Source organism: Sphingosinicella sp. YJ22 (assembly GCF_011320075.1).
In the GTDB taxonomy this organism is placed as follows: Bacteria; Pseudomonadota; Alphaproteobacteria; order Sphingomonadales; family Sphingomonadaceae; genus Allosphingosinicella.
Genome location: NZ_JAANPA010000018.1, coordinates 1 through 16,697, shown reverse-complemented (window position 1 = coordinate 16,697; position 16,697 = coordinate 1). Strand labels below are relative to the sequence as shown.

The 16,697-nt window shown below is 68.6% G+C and carries 16 protein-coding genes; 6 read left to right on the top strand and 10 right to left on the bottom strand.

Annotation, left to right across the window (positions count from 1 at the left end):
• Positions 1-43: 43 nt before the first annotated feature.
• The 3 genes from G7B71_RS08095 to G7B71_RS08085 form a co-directional block, all read right to left on the bottom strand.
• On the bottom strand, positions 44-3,277 hold the full coding sequence (locus G7B71_RS08095; protein ID WP_166039712.1) for an amidohydrolase family protein: 3,234 nt from the start codon (positions 3,275-3,277) through the stop codon (positions 44-46).
• Positions 3,278-3,390: 113 nt separating this feature from the next.
• A complete protein-coding gene (locus G7B71_RS08090) occupies positions 3,391-5,454 on the bottom strand; it encodes an NAD(+) synthase (protein ID WP_166039791.1) in 2,064 nt (687 codons plus the stop codon).
• 11 nt (positions 5,455-5,465) lie between these two features.
• Positions 5,466-5,966 (bottom strand): CinA family protein, encoded by a 501-nt coding sequence (locus G7B71_RS08085; RefSeq protein WP_243406158.1) that lies wholly within the window; start codon positions 5,964-5,966, stop codon positions 5,466-5,468.
• A gap of 108 nt (positions 5,967-6,074) precedes the next feature.
• On the opposite strand from G7B71_RS08085, the gene G7B71_RS08080 reads away from it, so the two are divergent.
• The gene (locus tag G7B71_RS08080) at positions 6,075-6,359 is read left to right on the top strand and encodes a hypothetical protein (RefSeq protein WP_166039686.1); all 285 of its coding nucleotides are present in this window, start codon (positions 6,075-6,077) and stop codon (positions 6,357-6,359) included.
• 168 nt (positions 6,360-6,527) lie between these two features.
• Complete coding sequence (locus G7B71_RS08075) at positions 6,528-7,313, top strand: hypothetical protein (RefSeq protein ID WP_166039684.1); 786 nt, start codon at positions 6,528-6,530, stop codon at positions 7,311-7,313.
• A gap of 57 nt (positions 7,314-7,370) precedes the next feature.
• Here the strand turns inward: G7B71_RS08075 and G7B71_RS08070 are convergent, their stop codons facing one another.
• Positions 7,371-8,651 (bottom strand): hypothetical protein, encoded by a 1,281-nt coding sequence (locus G7B71_RS08070; RefSeq protein WP_207774745.1) that lies wholly within the window; start codon positions 8,649-8,651, stop codon positions 7,371-7,373.
• A 186-nt stretch (positions 8,652-8,837) separates the two neighbouring features.
• Between G7B71_RS08070 and G7B71_RS08065 the strand changes: the two genes are divergently transcribed.
• Positions 8,838-9,929, top strand: coding sequence for an alkene reductase (locus G7B71_RS08065; protein WP_166039706.1), 1,092 nt, complete (start codon positions 8,838-8,840; stop codon positions 9,927-9,929).
• Here G7B71_RS08065 and G7B71_RS08060 read toward each other — a convergent pair.
• Positions 9,926-10,930 (bottom strand): histone deacetylase family protein, encoded by a 1,005-nt coding sequence (locus tag G7B71_RS08060; protein WP_166039704.1) that lies wholly within the window; start codon positions 10,928-10,930, stop codon positions 9,926-9,928. The genes G7B71_RS08065 and G7B71_RS08060 overlap by 4 nt on opposite strands.
• 6 nt (positions 10,931-10,936) lie before the next feature.
• Entirely contained in the window at positions 10,937-11,743 is an 807-nt protein-coding gene (locus tag G7B71_RS08055; protein ID WP_166039702.1) for a sterol desaturase family protein, read from the bottom strand.
• 121 nt (positions 11,744-11,864) lie between these two features.
• Here G7B71_RS08055 and G7B71_RS08050 point away from each other — a divergent pair, with 121 nt between their 5' ends.
• Genes G7B71_RS08050 through G7B71_RS08040 form a run of 3 tightly spaced genes read left to right on the top strand, consistent with a single transcriptional unit; the run spans position 11,865 to position 13,357 of the window.
• Positions 11,865-12,035: a hypothetical protein gene (locus G7B71_RS08050; protein WP_166039700.1), complete on the top strand. Its 171-nt coding sequence runs from the start codon at positions 11,865-11,867 to the stop codon at positions 12,033-12,035.
• A gap of 25 nt (positions 12,036-12,060) precedes the next feature.
• Positions 12,061-12,903: a hypothetical protein gene (locus G7B71_RS08045; protein ID WP_166039698.1), complete on the top strand. Its 843-nt coding sequence runs from the start codon at positions 12,061-12,063 to the stop codon at positions 12,901-12,903.
• A complete protein-coding gene (locus G7B71_RS08040) occupies positions 12,893-13,357 on the top strand; it encodes a hypothetical protein (RefSeq protein WP_166039696.1) in 465 nt (154 codons plus the stop codon). The genes G7B71_RS08045 and G7B71_RS08040 overlap by 11 nt, the downstream gene beginning before the upstream one ends.
• Here G7B71_RS08040 and G7B71_RS08035 read toward each other — a convergent pair.
• The 4 genes from G7B71_RS08035 to sucC all read right to left on the bottom strand — a co-directional run bounded on the left by G7B71_RS08035 (position 13,354) and on the right by sucC (position 16,440).
• A complete protein-coding gene (locus G7B71_RS08035) occupies positions 13,354-14,286 on the bottom strand; it encodes an FAD-binding protein (protein WP_166039694.1) in 933 nt (310 codons plus the stop codon). The genes G7B71_RS08040 and G7B71_RS08035 overlap by 4 nt on opposite strands.
• On the bottom strand, positions 14,283-15,032 hold the full coding sequence (locus tag G7B71_RS08030) for an electron transfer flavoprotein subunit beta/FixA family protein (protein WP_166039692.1): 750 nt from the start codon (positions 15,030-15,032) through the stop codon (positions 14,283-14,285). Before G7B71_RS08030 ends, G7B71_RS08035 begins: the two co-directional genes overlap by 4 nt.
• Positions 15,033-15,106: 74 nt before the next feature.
• On the bottom strand, positions 15,107-15,238 hold the full coding sequence (locus G7B71_RS15785; RefSeq protein WP_279338396.1) for a hypothetical protein: 132 nt from the start codon (positions 15,236-15,238) through the stop codon (positions 15,107-15,109).
• Complete coding sequence (gene sucC, locus G7B71_RS08025; protein ID WP_166039689.1) at positions 15,235-16,440, bottom strand: ADP-forming succinate--CoA ligase subunit beta; 1,206 nt, start codon at positions 16,438-16,440, stop codon at positions 15,235-15,237. Before sucC ends, G7B71_RS15785 begins: the two co-directional genes overlap by 4 nt.
• Positions 16,441-16,697: the final 257 nt, after the last annotated feature.

Here is a 16,697-nt window from a genome sequence, read left to right as displayed (position 1 = left end):
CAAACAGGGTGGGGACGTTAAGTCCCCACTCCCTAACGAGAAATTACTGCGCGGGTGCGGATTGCGAATCTTCCCAGAAATAAGGCTGCCGCTGGCGGTTGCCGGTGACTTCCTCGTTCAGGGTCTGCGCGTTGTAGAGGCGGCCGTTGACCATCACATGGGTGATGTCGTCGCTGTTGCGGATGTCGGCGACCGGATCGGCCGACAGCACGACGAGATCGGCGAGCTTGCCCGGCGCGATCACGCCGATGTCGCGGAAGCCATAAGCGCGGGCGGCATCGACCGTGGCATGCTGAAGCGCCTCGAGCGGCGTGGCGCCGCCGCGGACGTGGCTCCACAGCTCCCAGTGGGTGGCGAGGCCCTGCTGCTGGCCGTGGCCGCCGGTCGCAACGAGCACGCCGCGCGCATCGAGGCGATCGGCCTCGCGGGCGCTGACCTGGTCGACGAACTGATCGGCGGGCGCGGTCTGCACGCGGACGCGGTTGGCGAGCTCGCCCGGCGGCACATGGCGGGTAAGCAAAGGATGCTGCCACACCGGCTCGGCCTGCGACCAATAAGGATCGCCGGCGAGGCCGCCATAGGTCACGACCAGGGTCGGATTGTAGGCGACCCGGCTCTGGCTGAAGAAGCTCAGCACGTCCTCGTAGAGCCGCGCCTGCGGGATGTTGTGCTCGAGCACCGTGTTGCCGTCGGCGATCAGGGTCATGTCCATGGTGAACAGCGACCCGCCCTCGGCGACCGAGGCGATATTCTCGGCGCGCGCCGCGGCGACCACCTGCTGGCGCTGGTTGCGGCGCGGCTGGTTGTAGTTCTTGACCGAGTGGGCGCCTTCCGCGCGAAGCCGGCGGACGTGACCGAGCGCGTCGTCATAGCTGTCGATCTGCGCGTACACGCCGGGCGCGCGGGCGCCGTAGACCACTTCGCCGGTCGAGAAGAGGCGCGGGCCCTGGATGATGCCGGCGCGCTGCATCTCGGCCGCGGCGAACACCTCGCTCGCGGTGCTCGACGGGTCGTGGATGGTGGTGACGCCCAGCGCCATGTGCGACAGGATCGACCAGTTCTGCTGCGGCACCAGCTCGTCGACGCCATAGGGGCCGTGGCCGTGGCCATCGATGAACCCGGGGACGATGGTTCGGCCGGCCATATCGACCTGGCGCGCATCGGCCGGGATCTGGGTCGAGCCGCGCGGGCCGACCGCACGGATTCGGTTGCCCTCGATGATCACGACGCCGTCGTCGATGATTCCGCCATTGTCGTCCTGCATCGACACGATGCGGGCGCCGACCAGCGCGACCACGCCTTGCGGCACGTCGGCCGGGACGGTGATCGACAGGTTGGTGCCCTGCGCCGGCGCGGTATAGCTCGCGCCCGGAGCGCGGCTCACTAGGGCGGCGGTGTCGGCGGTGTAGAGGGTCGGCCCGAAGGTCCAGCTGAACGTGCGTCCGCCCGCGCCCCAGCGGCCGAACTGGCCGGCATGGCGGGTGGCGCGGGTCACCGGCAGCGGTCCGGAGCGGCTCGACAGGTTCATCGTCGCAGCCCCGTTGAAAAACGGGGTCACGAACCAGTTGTAATTCTCGCGGAAAGCGAGGGCGCGGCCGTCTGGCGCAACCTCGAAGCCGGTGATGAGGTCGCCCTCGGCATGGACCCGGCGGTTGCCGCCGCCGAGATCGACGCTGACCAGCCGCTGCTTCTGATTCTCCGAGACCTGGAGGAAGATGCGGTCGTTGAGATTGCCGAAATGCGGGTTGGCGCCCGAGCCGAGGACTCGGGCCGCTTCGCCGCCGTTGGCGGGCACGCGGTAGATTCCGGTCTCGCCCGAATAGAGCTCGGAGGTGAGGAAGCCGCCGCTGTCGCGCTCGAACACGATGGTCTGGCCGTCCGGCGAGAAGCGCGGCCGGCGGTAATGACCCGGCGTGGCGGTGACGGTGGTGAGGTTCGAGCCGTCCGGCGACACGGTGCGGATGTGGCCGAGCGTGCGGTCGTTCCACGACGAGAAGACGATCCGGCTGCCGTCGCGCGACCAGCTCGGCCACAGCTGGAAGTCTCCGTCGGCGGCGGTCAGCGGACGCGCCGAGCCGCCGCTCATGTCGCGGACGTAGAGCCGGCCGAGGCTCTCGAACACGACTTGGCGGCCGTCAGGGGACACAGAGGGGAAGCGCACCATTCGGGTGGTGACGGTGGCCGGGGCGACGTCCACTTCCGGCCGCGGCGGATCGATCACCGCGCGGGTGTCGTTCACCCGGAACGGGATTTCGGTCGCCGCCCCGCCGGCCGCGTCGATGCGGCGGATGTGGCCGCCCGCCCAGAACACGATCGAGCGGCTGTCCGGAGTCCAGTCCATGGTCGGATAGACGCCGTGGACCGCCCAGGTCTCCTGCAGGTCCTGGTCGAGATCGTCGTAGATGCGGCGCTCCCGGCCGGTGGCGAGGTCCTTGACGAACAGGCGGCTGCGGCCTTCCTCGCGGCGAACGAAGGCGAGGCTTCGCCCGTCGGGCGAGGGCGTGGGACGGACCGCGCCGCCGGGGCCGCCGGCGATCGTCGTGCGCTCGCCGGTCGCGACCGTGTAGCGCTCGATCGCGAACACCTGCTGGTTGGAATCCTGGGCATATTGGAAGGTGCCGCCCGGGGTGGTGTCGCGCGAGAAATAGATGTGGGCGCCGTCCGGGCTGAACACCGGCTCGCCTAGTTCCTTCTGGTGCTGCGGGTTGGGGCGCTCAACGAGCGCGACGCCATTGCCCTGGCCGCTCGCATCGTAGAGCCAGATCTCGCCGGTGCCGAGCGAGCGCTGCGTGGTGAAATGCTTGCGCGCGGCGATGAAGCGCCCGTCGGGGCTCCACGTCGGCGCGTTGGTCAGGGTGAAGGTCTCGTTGGTGATCTGGCGGACGCCGCTGCCGTCGGCGTTCATCACCCAGATATTGTCGCCGCCGCCGCGATCCGAGGTGAAGGCGATTCGGCTGCCATCGGGCGAGAAGGTCGGCTGGTGGTCGAAGGCGAGGCCCGAGGTCAGCCGGCGCGGCGTGCCGCCGACGACCGGCATCACATAGATGTCGCCGAGCATGTCGAACGCGATGGTGCGGCCGTCCGGCGACAGATCGACGTTCATCCAGGTGCCTTCGTCGGTGTCGATCCGAACCTGGCGGAGGGTCTGGCCGGGAGGGGCGTTGACGTCCCAGGCGGGCGCGCTGCCCGAGCCGCCGCCGCCGCGGCCCTGTTGGGCGGTGGCGAGGCTGGTGCTGGACAGCAGAAGAAGCGAAACGGCGGCGAGGCCCCTGAACATGATTACCCTCCCTGAGCGAGTCTTTGCCCGCTTGTGTTCTGGTTCGTGATGGGGACCCGCTGCACTATTCGACCAAGGCAGGCAAGCACTCGACGGGCGCGGGAGCGGGCGAGTCAGCCCTTCGGCAGCGCCCGCTTCAGTTCCTCGAGCCACGGCGCGGCGGTGCCGTCGCTCGGCGCGCGCCAGTCGCCGCGCGGACTCAACGCGCCACCCGCCGACACCTTGGGCGAGTTGGGGATGGCGCTGCGCTTGAACTGGCTGATCTGGAAGAAGCGGAACAGGAACACCTCGAGCCATTTGACGATCGTGGCGAGGTCATATTCGCGCTTGAGAGGCTCGGGATAGTCGAACGGCCACAGGCCCGCCGAGCGGTCCTTCCACGCCTGCCAGGCGAGGAACGCGACCTTGGACGGCTTTTGGCCGTGGCGAAGGACGTGCCACAGGAAGAAGTCGTGAAGCTCGTACGGGCCGATCCGGTCCTCGGTCGACTGAATCGCGCCTTCGTCGTCGGCGGGGACCAGCTCGGGCGAGATCTTGGTGTCGAGGATAGCCTGAAGCACCTTGTTGGTCTCGGCGTCGAACTGGCCCGACTTGATCACCCAGCGCACGAGATATTGGATCAGCGTCTTGGGCACGCCGGCATTGACGCCGTAATGGCTCATCTGGTCGCCGACCCCATAGGTCGACCAGCCCAAGGCCACCTCGCTGAGGTCGCCGGTGCCGACGACGAAGCCGCCGCGATGGTTGGCGAGGCGGAACAGATAGTCGGTGCGAAGCCCCGCCTGAACATTCTCGAAGGTGATGTCGTAGACTTGCTCGCCCTTGGCGAAGGGGTGACCCATGTCCTTGAGCATCTGGGTCGCGGCCGGGCGGATGTCGATCTCCGCCGCCTCGATGCCGAGCGCGCGCATCAGCGCCCAGGCGTTGGACTTTGTGGTCTCGCCCGTGGCGAAGCCCGGCATGGTGTAGCCGAGGATGGTCGAGCGCGGGATGTCGAGCCAGTCGCACACTTTGGCCGCGACGATCAGGGCGTGGGTGGAATCGAGCCCGCCCGACACGCCGATGACGAGGTGCTTGCCGCTCGTCGTCTGGAAGCGCTTGGCGAGGCCCTGGATCTGGATGTTGAACGCCTCGTAGCAGTCCTGGTCGAGCTGGTCGGCGCGGTTCGGCACATAGGGAAAGCGGCGCAGGATCCGCTCGAAGCCGATGTCGCGGTCGGCCAGGGCGTGATCGAACCCGACCCGACGGAAGCTCTTCTCCGGGTGGCCGGCGGCGCGGGCATTGTCGTTGAACGTGCCGTTGCGCATCCGCTCCAGCCGCAGCCGCTGGACGTCGATGTCGGCGACCGCGAGCTCGTTGCCGCGGTCGAAGCGGCCGGTCTCGGCGAGCAGCTCGCCGAGCTCGTAGACCGAGCCCTGGCCGTCCCAGGCGAGGTCGGTGGTGCTCTCGCCCGGCCCCGACGCCGAATAGACATAGGCGGCGTGGCAGCGGCTCGCCTGGGCGGCGCAGAGCAGCTTGCGCTCGTCGGCCTTGCCGATGGTGATGTTGGAGGCGGAAAGATTGGTGAGGATCAAGGCGCCGGCCATCGCGCCGTTGGTCGAGGGCGGAAGCGGCGCCCAATAATCCTCGCACAGCTCGATGTGGAAGATGAAGTCCGGCAGGCTATCCGCAGCGAAGATCTGGTCGGGGCCGAACGGTACCTCCTGCCCGGCGACACGGATGGTCAGCCCCTCGGTGCCGATGCCGGAGGCGAACCAGCGCTTCTCATAATATTCGCGGTAATTGGGCAGGAAGCATTTCGGCACCACGCCGAGGATCCGGCCGCGCGAGAGGGCAAGGCCGCAATTGTAGAGCCGGCCGTTGCGGCGGAGCGGAGCGCCGACCAGCAGCACCGTTTTCAGGTCCGCTGTCTCGCGCGCGAGCCGGCCGATCCCCAGCTCGACCGCGTCGAGGAAGGCGTCCTGCAAGTGGAGGTCGTCGACCGCGTAGGAGGAGATGTTGAGCTCGGGGAAGACGGCGAGATCGACTCCGCGCTCATGCGCCTCCCGCGCCAGCGCGATGGTCTGGTCGACGTTGAACGTGACGTCGCCCGACGACGCGCACGGGCTCGCCGCCGCGACTCGGACGAAGCCGTGGCGGTGGATCGACTCGAACGGCAGCGCCTCGATCGCGTTCATCTCCGCCGCCATCACAGCATCTCCGTCATCATCTCGATGCCGACGCGAAGGCATTCGACGCGCGTCGGCCCGCGCCCGATCGGGCCGAAATGCTCCTCGCGATGCGCTGTCTTGCGGCCGGGGCGGGCGCAGGCGAAGTGGACCAGGCCCGGCTCGTCGCCCTTGTCGGCGAAGCCGGTGACGGCGAGAGCCATGTTGGCGCGCGACCGCTCCAGCGCGCCCTCGGCCATGGCGATCGCCACCTCTTTCGACACCGCACCTTTCTCCTTGAGAAGCTCCTTGGGCACGCCGAGCATCTCGTTCTTGGATTCGTCGGTATAGGTGATGAAGCCGCGCTCGAAGGCGTGGGCGATGCCGGGCACATCGGTCAGCAGCGAGGCGAGCATGCCGCCGGTGCAGCTCTCGGCGGTGGCGAGACTGATGTCGCGCTCGCACGCCTTGTCGAGCAGCCGGCGGGTCGCTTCCTCAAGCTCGCCCGGGATCGCCGGGGACAATGTTTCGGTCTCGTTCAACGGGCCTTTCCTCGTCGACAAGCTGGTTAGGGCGGCGGAACCGGCGCGTCACCCCGATTGTTCCTCTACCGCAACCAACCACGACACTGACGAAGGGGTTTAACGCCCATGGAACGCAACCGCACCAATGCGATCCTTGCCATGTTGGGAACCGCCGCGGCGGGCATTGGCCTCGTGGCGCTGGTCCGCCGGCTCGGCGGCCGCGCCAGCCACCATGCCTCGGCGGTGAGCGAGCGCGAGGACCATGTCCACAGCGGCGACGTCAACGCGACCCGCGCCGCCGGGCCGGGCGCGATGCGCGACCCCCCCAAGACCTGGGACCGGGTCGACGAAGCCGTCGACGAGAGCTTCCCCGCCAGCGACCCTGCTCCGGCGCTGTCGCGGGTCGACTAGGAAGCGTTTGTTCATCCTACCGCAAGTAACGGCGAACCGTTCGGCACAGGCGGTAAAGTGACGGGTAAGACTCGACTTTGCGAGCCTTACAAACTTTGTCTGTGAAACACCACGACGCTTCGTCCGTTTTACACTCCACAAGGCGCGAGGGGCGTAGTGGAGTATCAGATGATGAAACGGTTTATTATCACCCTGGCGGCGCTTCCGATCGCGACGATGGCGGTCGAGGCGTCCGCGCAGACCTATGTGACCAGCAACGCCAACGCGAATGCCACGGTCCAGAACCAGATCGTTCAGCTGCAGACGCAGCTCAATGCCGGCGTGCGCGCCGGCACGATCGACGCGACCGAGCGCCGTCGTCTGCGCCAGGAAATCCGCACCCTGACCCGCCTGCGGGCCCGCTATGCCGCCAACGGCATCAGCCAGCAGGAATGGAACGTGCTTCAACAGCGGGTCGGCAATCTGAGCCAGCAGCTTCAGGTCGCTGGCGGCGCCTATGCTTATGGCTATGCCCAGCCGGGCGCCGGCTACGCTTACGGCAACACCGGCTATACCTATGACCAATATGGCCGCCGCGTCCTGGCGCCGGGCTACACCTACGACCAGTATGGCCGTCCGGTGCCGGTCCAGAACGGCTATTACGGCCAGGGCGGCCCTTACGCGCCGTATCCGCAGACCCGCACCAATAGCGGCGTCGGCAACGTTCTCGGCGGCGTGCTGGGCAGCGTGCTCGGCGGCGGCGGCATGGGTGGCAACATCCTCGGCAGCATCCTCGGCAATGGCGGCCTTCGAGTCGGCGATCTGATCACCGGCACGATCGGCAGCGTTCTCCGCCCGGCGCCGAGCACCAGCTACCAGGGCCGTAGCGACGTCTATTTCCGCTCTGACGGCCAGCGCGTCTACGAGATCGACGCACGCACCAACCAGGTCATCGCCATCCACCCGCTGCGCTAAGCGCAGAGCGGGTGTTGCGAGGGAGGCGCCCCGGAGCGATCCGGGGCGCCTTTTTCGTCAGCGCAGGTCAGCCGGCAGGGTCGGCTGGCTGAGGATTCGCCGCATCGCCGCCCAGCGCGCGCCGCGATCCGGCCCGGCCGCCTCGATATGGGCGCGGACCATGTCCTTGCCGAGCCCGTAATTGATCACATAGGTCCGGTACTGGTCGATGAAACCGACCGACTGGTCGGCGCGGCGCGCGCCGACGAGCTGGTAGCGCTGGGTCAGCTCGACCGCCCGGGCGCGGTCGATTCGGCCTTCCAGATAGTCGCGCGCAATGGTGAAGCGGGCGCCGGCCAGCTCCTCGATCGCCAACTGGAGGTCGAGATAGCGGGACGCGTCGCCTGGCTGGATCCCGGCGAGCGGGTAGAGCGTCGTGCGCTCGAAGGCGAGCCGCTCCTCGGGCGTGAAGGCGAGGTCGATTCCGTAATTGGCCGAGCCTTCGGCGATGAGCGACTGCGGCGAGTAGAGCGGATAGACCATATATTCGACCCAGCCGCGGCCGCGCGCGAGCTCGCGCTCGAGCAGCGCGTTGTAGGCGTGATGGCCGGGATAACCCTCGTGGCAGCCGAGGTCGACGGCGCGGCTCAGCCGCACCGGCAGGTCGGTGTTGATCTGGATGAGGCTGCGATAATCGCCCTGGTACCAATTGTAGCCTGACCAACTCTTGTCGCGCACGAATTCGAGGGTGAACGCCTCCCCTTGCGGCATCGGGATATGCTGGATGGTGCGGCGCCGGCACTCGGCGATGGCGGCGCGCATCACCGAGTCGAGCCGGTCGGGCGGAATGACGAAGCGGCCCTGGAACGCTTCGACCCGCTCGGGGAGCGGCGCGGTGCCGGGCACCAGCCGCTCGATGCGGGCGAGCACCCCGTCATAATGAGTGAGCGGCCGGATTTCCGGCGTGACCCCGAACAGCCCTTGCGCCTCCTCGGCGAAGCTCAGTCGCTCGCCGGCGATCATCCTGAGGCGCGTGCGCGCGGCGGTCAGCTGCGCGTCGAGGAAGGCACGGCGGCGCTGGACGAGGGGATCCGTGGGCGCCGCAGTCGCGCGCAGCCGCGCCTGCAGGTCGGCCGCGGCCGATGCGAGAACTGGCACCGCGCGCGGGTTCGCCTCCGCCGCCTGCTTCCACTCGGCCGGCCCATAATAGGCGTCGACATAGCCTTCCTCGTGGGTGCCGATCTCGAGGCTGAGGCCGACATAGTCGCGGGCGATGGCGTCGAGGCTGTCGGCGCTCTGCTGCGGCGTCATGCATCCGGCGAGCAGCAAAGCCGCGACCACGCTCCAGAGCCATTTCATGTCATTCTCCTGCTGCCTCGCGGCCTTGTTAGCCGCGGCGCGGCGCGCCGGCCAGCCGGCCGGATCCATAAGGAGGATCGATGCGATCCATCGGAATTTCCATCCTCGGGCCCATTGGAAGGTTTCATTTGCGCACTTATCATTCGAGACGCCGGCATGGTGCCGGCCTTCCAAGGAGCGGCACCAATGGCCAGCCTGTTCGACCCCATCCAGCTCGGCGCGGTGAGCGCGCCCAACCGAATCCTGATGGCGCCGCTGACCCGCGCTCGCGCCACGCGCGAGGCGGTGCCGACGCCGGTCATGGCGGACTATTACAGCCAGCGCGCCGGCGCCGGCCTGATCATCTCCGAGGCGACCGGGATCAGCCGCGAAGGCCTCGGCTGGCCGTTCGCGCCGGGCCTGTGGAACGAGGCGCAGGTCGAGGCGTGGAAGCCGGTCACCGGCGCCGTCCGCGAAGCGGGCGGGCGCATCTTCGCCCAGCTGTGGCACATGGGCCGGCTCGTCCACCCCGATCTCGGCGGCGGCCAACCGGTCTCCGCCTCCGCGACCACCGCGCCGGCTTACGCCCACACCTATGAAGGCAAGAAGCACTACGTCGAGGCGCGGGCCGTCACCCAAGACGACATCCAGCGCATCGTCGAGGATTATGCGCGCGCTTCGGCCAACGCCATCGCCGCCGGCTTCGACGGAGTCCAGATCCACGCCGCCAATGGCTATCTGATCGACCAGTTCCTGCGCGAGGCGGCGAACCTGCGCGACGACGATTATGGCGGCGCGCCGGCGAAGCGAATCCGTTTCCTGGTCGAGGTCGCCGAGGCGATCGCCGGCACGATCGGCGGCGGGCGCACCGCCGTCCGCTTCTCGCCCAACGGCGCGTCGCAGGGCGTCGAGGACAGCGATCCCGCCTCGGTGTTCGTGCCCGCCGCCCGCGAAATGGAGCGGATCGGTCTCGCCTTCATCGAGCTGCGCGAGCAGGGACCGGACGGCACCTTCGGACGAAGCGACCAGGCCAAGGTCTCGCCGCTGATCCGGGCCGCGGTGACGACGCCGCTGATCCTCAACCAGGATTTCACGGGTATCGCCGCGCAGGCGGCGGTGGCCGAAGGACTGGCCGACGGCATCGCCTTCGGCCGCCCGTTCATCGCCAATCCCGACCTTGCCGAGCGCATCCGCACCGGCGCGCGCTGGAACGCCGACGACATGGCGACCTGGTACAGCCAGGGCCCCGACGGCTATGTCGACTACCCGACGCTCGAAGAGGAGCGCGAGGCAGCCTAGAAGCCGCTGAGGAAGGCGGCGACGTTGGCGCCGAGCGCATCGGTCGCGTAGCCGCCTTCCATGACGATCGCGGTCGGCAGGCCCAGCGACGCGATCTCGCGGGCCATCAGCGGATAGTCGGCGGTGTCCAGCGCGAAATGGGAGATGGGGTCGCCGACGAACGTGTCGGCGCCGTAGGAGACGATCAGCAGCTCCGCGCCGAACGCCGCGATCCGCTCCAGCGCCTGGGCGAGCGCGGGGCGGTAGGCGGCGAAATCGGTGCCCTGCGGCAGCGGCAGGTTGAGGGTCGCGCCCTCGCCCGCACCCTCGCCGGCCTCGTCGACGTGGCCCCAGTAGAAGGGATAGTCGGTCGCCGGGTCGGCATGGATCGACACGAACAGCACGTCGCCGCGGTCGTAGAAGATGTCCTGAGTGCCGTTGCCGTGATGATAGTCGACGTCGAGGACCGCGACGCGCTTCTTGCCCGCCGCCAGCGCCGCCTCGGCCGCGATGGCGGCATTGTTGAGATAGCAATAGCCGCCGAGATAGTCGGCGCCGCAATGGTGGCCCGGCGGCCGGCACAAGGCGAAGGCCGAGCGCTCGCCGCCCAGCACCGCCTCGGTCGCGGCAAGCGCCGTCTGAGCGCCCCAATAGGAGGCCGTCCACGTCCCCGCCGCCACCGGAGTCGCGGCGTCATAGCTGTACTGGCCGAGCCGGGCGTCGATCCGCGAGAGGTTGAGCGGCCGCCGCCGCGCCACCGGCCAGGTATAGCCGATCGCATTGCCCGGCCGCCCCGCCGACTGCCAATCGGCATGAGCGGTCTTGAGGAAGCCGAGATAATCGGCGGGATGGACGCGCAGCAGCGGCGCCTCGCCCCGGTCGCTCGGCGTCTCGGTCGCGCCGACCGCCGAGACGATGGCGCGCGTCCGCCCGGGATGCTCGGAATGCGCCATCCACGCGCCGTTGTGCAGCTCCTGCTGCGGATCGTGCTCGAGCTGACGGGAGTCGAAGAAGATACGCATGGCAGCTCAGACTTTCGGCATTTGACGGTGTCGGGCCACGAGCAGGGGCGCGCAGAGCTGCACGTGGAGCCGGCCGGCGCTCGCGTCCTCAGCGTCGCCCAGCCCACAACGCAAGGTCGCCGCCTGGGCGGGCGACATGCGGTTATAGGTGCCGAACAGTCGATCCCAGAAGGTGAAGACCTCGCCGTAATTGCTGTCGGTTTCGACCTGGGCGGCGGAATGGTGGACCGAATGGGCGGCCGGAGTCACGACCAGCAGGCGAAGCGCCCGATCGAGCGCGGGCGGGAGGCCGGCATTGGCGTGGGACCATAAGGAAAAGCCGACCGCGGCAGCCTCATAGACGGCGACGGCCTCGGGCGAGAGGCCGAGGCCGGCGGCCAGCAAGGCGACCAACGAGGCGACGTAGAGCAGCTCGAGCGGATGGTGACGCAGCCCGGTGGTCAGGTCGACGGCCGCGTCGCAGTGGTGGACCTTGTGCACACGCCACAGCAATTGCCAGCGGTGGGCCGCCCGATGCAGTGCGTAGCCGGCAAGGCTTCGAGCAGCGAGGGTGAGGACGATCGCCGCGACGCCGCCGACGCCGAGGCGCGGGAGCAGGCCGAAACCGCTCTCGCGGGACCATTGGGCCGCGATAACGGCGGACAAGGGAAGCAACGACAGCAACAGGACGTTGATCGCGGCTAGCCCGAAATTGGTGACAAGGCGGCCCCCGCCCTCCGCTTGGCCGCGGCGCATGGGCCAGGCGAGCTCGGCAGCGAACAGCGCCAGCAGGAGCAGCCAGAACCCTGCGATGGGAAGCCAGTCAGTGGGCATTCCGGGCGTTCTCTCTCCTGTCGACGCCGGGCGCCGCGCCCCGGTTTACGCAGGCCGCGTTCTGGGGCAAGTCGGCTCTCACCGCAACGCGCGGTCCAAGTCACAAAAGGGGGAGTCATCGATGCTATCTCGTCTTGCCGGTGCCGGCCTGATTGCCGCCGGAACCCTGTTTGCGGCCTCTCCGGCGATCGCCGGTGTCGTCGTTCCGGCTCCGATCCTCGGCGCGGGCCTGCCCGCCTTGGCGCTGTTTGCCGGCGGCTACTATCTCGTGAAGAAGCGCCGCTCGCGCTGATCCACTTCGCGCGGGAGACGGCAGGATGAATTCGGCCGCCAGCGCAGAGGCGCGGCTGCCAGCCGTTTCCCGCGCCAGCCTCTTCTTCGGCCTGTTCCTGCTGGCGACGCTGAACGCGTTTGTCGGCCTGGCCTTGCGGCACCTCGAAGGGATGGGGTTCGTCGCCGCAGCGCTCAATCTGTTCGGCGTGAGCGCAATCCTGTGGGCCGCGCTTGCCGCCGGTCTGTCGATCGCGCGCGAGGGCGACGCAACCGAACCGTGGCGGCGCGGCGACGCCCTGGTCGCGGCGCTGGTCGTCGCCGGGGCCCTGTTTCCGGTGCCGACCGCGAGCGCGGTCGCGCTTACCGGCGCATCCTTGTGGACGGTGTTCACCAGCGCGCCCGGATCGCCGCTACGCCGCTCCGGTCTCGTCTTTCTCGCCATCACCGGGGCGGTCTTGTGGGGCCGGCTGCTCCTCGCCCTGTTCAGCGGCCCGCTGCTCGCCCTGGACGCCGTCTTCGTTGCCGGCAGCCTCGGCGTCGAGCATGTCGGCAACACGCTCTGGTCGACGGACAGGGCGACGCGCCTGATCGTCGCCCCCGGCTGCTCGTCGATGCAGGGCATGTCGCTGGCCATCGTCTTCTGGGCGACGGTCAACCAGCTGTTCCGCGTGCCCTTCAGCTGGGGCGCGGTCGCTTGGTGCGCGGCTGCGCTGGCGGCGACGGTCGCGGTCAACGTCGTCCGCATCGGCGCGATGCTCTCGTTCCCCGATCATCTCGAGGCGCTCCACAATGGCTGGGGCTACAGCCTGTTCAATTGGCTGACCCTGGTGCTGGTCGTCGCCATCGTCCTGTTCGGCGCGCGCCGGGAGGTGTTCGGTGCGCGCTAGGGTTGCGCTCGGCGCCGCCCTGCTGCTCAGCCTCTGCGTGAAGGCGGCCTGGGCGCGCGAGGCGCCGCCCATCGATTCCTCGGCGTTCGATGTCCAGGCCGAGGAGCTGCTGCGCCGCAGCGGGTTCGAGGTGCGGCGGGAGCGACAGCGCTTCGGCACCGTCGTTCACGGCCGCTCGGGCGCTTGCGTCGTGCTGGTCGCCGACTACCCGCCGCATGGCACACTGCGCCAGGTCCTCGGCATCGCGGCGCGAGGCGTGGCGCCGCTTCGCTATGCATGGCGTGGCAGCCTCAGCGAAGACGCGCCCAAGCTGCTGCCGCTGCTCGACTTCTACGTCTGGCGGGAGGCGTCGCGGCTGGGATTGAGGCCGGCGCGCCACCCGATCACGGCCGTCGCCCTGTCGCCGGGCTGCCCGCCCAGCCGAATCGACTGGCACGGGCTCGCGAGCGTCTAGAGCTTCTCGGTGAGCTCGGGGACAAGCTTGAACAGGTCGCCGACGAGGCCGATGTCGGCGACCTGGAAGATCGGCGCGTCCTCGTCCTTGTTGATGGCGACGATGGTCTTCGAATCCTTCATGCCGGCGAGATGCTGGATCGCGCCCGAGATTCCGACCGCGACATAGAGCTCCGGAGCGACGATCTTGCCGGTCTGGCCGACCTGATAGTCGTTGGGCGCATAGCCGGCGTCGACCGCGGCGCGCGACGCGCCGACCGCGGCGCCGAGCTTGTCGGCGAGCGGCTCGAGAAGCGCGTGGAACTGGTCCGACGAGCCGAACGCGCGGCCGCCCGACACGATGATCTTGGCGCTGGTCAGCTCGGGGCGCTCGGAGTGCGCGATGTCGGCGCCGACGAAGCTGGACAGGCCCGCATCGCCGGGGCCCGAGACCGGCTCGACCACGCCGTTGCCGCCTTCCTTGTCCGCCTTGGCGAAGGCGGTGGTGCGGACGGTGAGGACCTTCTTGGTATCGCCCGACTTCACCGTTGCGATGGCGTTTCCGGCGTAGATCGGCCGGGTAAAGGTGTCGGCATCCTCGACGCTGAGGATGTCGCTGACCTGCATGACGTCGAGCAGGGCGGCGACGCGCGGGGCGATGTTCTTGCCCGTGGTCGTCGCCGGCGCGACGAAATAGTCGCAATGGTCGCTGACGATGCCGGCGACCAGCGGTGCGACATTCTCGGCCAGCGCATGGTCGTAGGCCGAGTCGTCGGCGACATGGACCTTGGTCACGCCCGCGATCTTCGCGGCGGCCTCGGCGACGGAACCCACGCCCGCGCCGGCGACCAGCGCATGGACTTCGCCCAACTTGGCGGCGGCGGTGACGGTGGCGAGGGTGGCGTCCTTGACCGCGCCGTCCTCATGCTCGACCCAGACCAGCGCGATCATCCGATGACTCCCGTTTCCTTGATCTTGGCGATCAGCTCGTCGACGCTGCCGACCTTCACGCCGGCCTGGCGCTTGGAGGGCTCGGTCACCTTGAGCACCGTGAGCCGCGGCGCGGTGTCGACGCCGTAATCGGCCGGGCTCTTGGTCGCGAGCGGCTTTGACTTGGCCTTCATGATGTTGGGCAGGGTCGCATAGCGCGGCTCGTTCAGGCGAAGGTCGGTGGTGACGATCGCCGGGGTCTTCAATTTCACCGTCTCGAGGCCGCCGTCGACCTCGCGGGTGACGCTGACGCTGTCGCCCTCGACCTCGACCTTCGACGCGAACGTGCCCTGGCCCCAGCCGAGCAGTGCGCCCAGCATCTGGCCGACCTGATTGGAATCGTCGTCGATCGCCTGCTTGCCGAGGATGATCATCCCCGGCTGCTCTTCCTCTGCGATCTTGGCGAGGATCTTGGCGACCGCCAGCGGCTCGACCTCGTCGTCACTCTGGACGAGGATCGCGCGGTCGGCGCCCATCGCCAGCGCGGTGCGCAACGTCTCCTGCGCCTTCGCCGGTCCGATCGACACCGCGACGATCTCGGTCGCCGCGCCCTTCTCCTTGAGGCGGATGGCTTCCTCGACCGCGATCTCGTCGAACGGGTTCATGCTCATCTTGACGTTGGCGAGGTCGACCCCCGTCCCGTCCGCCTTCACCCGCGGCTTCACGTTGTAATCGAGCACCCGTTTGACCGGGACCAGGAGCTTCATGGCCTTCCTCTCAATCGCTTGCAGGCAGCCGCTACCGCCCACCTTCCGTTAACGTCAAGCGCCCCGCGAACGCTTCAGGCGACCAGCTTCACCACGATCACGGCAAGAAGCGCACCCATGCCCGCGCCCTTCAACGCCGCCCAGGCGAGCTCGCGCCCGCCCGGTCCGTAGCGTTTGTGGGCGTTGGCCAGGTTCGGCTTGATCACGCCGGAACCGCCTCTTTCACCTGCGCGACGATCTTGCGCGCCGCGTCGCCGAGGTCGTCGGCGGGCAGGATGTCGAGGCCGGATTCGGCGAGGATGCGCTTGCCCTCGTCGACATTGGTGCCCTCGAGGCGTACGACCAGCGGCACCGTGATGTGGCACTCGCGCGCCGCCTCGACGATTCCTTCCGCGATGATGTCGCAGCGCATGATTCCGCCGAAGATGTTGACGAGGATGCCCTCGACCGCGGGATCGCTGAGGATGATCTTGAACGCCGCGGTGACCTTCTCCTTCGAGGCGCCGCCGCCGACGTCGAGGAAGTTGGCCGGGAAGGCGCCGTTCAGCTTGATGATGTCCATCGTCGCCATGGCGAGGCCGGCGCCGTTGACCATGCAGCCGATATTTCCGTCGAGCTTGATGTAGGCGAGGTCGTACTTCGACGCCTCCAGCTCCATCGGGTCCTCCTCGGTCTCGTCGCGAAGCGCGGCGAGGTCCTTGTGGCGGAACATGGCGTTGGAATCGAAGCCGACCTTGGCGTCGAGGACGAGCAGCTCGCCCTTGTCGGTGACCGCGAGCGGGTTGATCTCGATCTGCTCGGCGTCGGTGCCGAGGAAGGCGTCGTACAGCTTGGCCGCGACCTTCTGCGCCTGCTTGGCGAGGTCGCCGGTCAGCTCCAGCGCCTTGGCGACGGCGCGGCCATGATGCGGCATGAAGCCGGTCGCCGGGTCGATGACGAGCGTGTGGATCTTCTCGGGCGTGTCATGGGCCACGTCCTCGATGTTCATGCCGCCCTCGGTCGAGGCAACGAACGCGATCCGGCCGGTCGCGCGGTCGACGAGCAGCGCCAGGTAGAATTCCTTGGCGATGTCGACGCCGTCGGTGACGTAGAGGCGGTTGACCTGCTTGCCTTCGGCCCCGGTCTGGATCGTGACGAGGGTGTTGCCGAGCATCTCCTCGGCCGCCGCGCGGACCTCTTCCTTGCTTCGGGCGAGGCGGACGCCGCCCTTGGCGTCGGGGCCCAATTCCTTGAACTTGCCCTTGCCGCGGCCGCCGGCATGGATCTGCGCCTTGACGACGTAGAGCGGCCCGGGGAGCGTGTCGACGGCGGCGACCGCCTCCTCGACGCTCATCGCGGCAACGCCGGCCGGAACCGGCACGCCGAACTTCGCGAGCAGCTCCTTGGCCTGATATTCGTGGATGTTCATGTCTGTGGGAGTCCTTCGGATCGCACCTGTGGTTGGGCGCGCCTAAAGCATAGCGGACGCGCAATGGGAAGGTTCTTCACCCCTCCCTTTCAAGGGAGGGGACGGGGGTGGGTGCGCGCGTCTGCGCGCCAGGGAACTCCCCCTCGCGGCCTCGAAAGCGCTTCGGCGGCATCGAGCCGCCTCAGCGCTCCCCGGCCCTTGAACGGCTTCCCTGAAGGGAGGGGGCGGGCGCTGGGGGCGTCGCGGCCCGATACCCC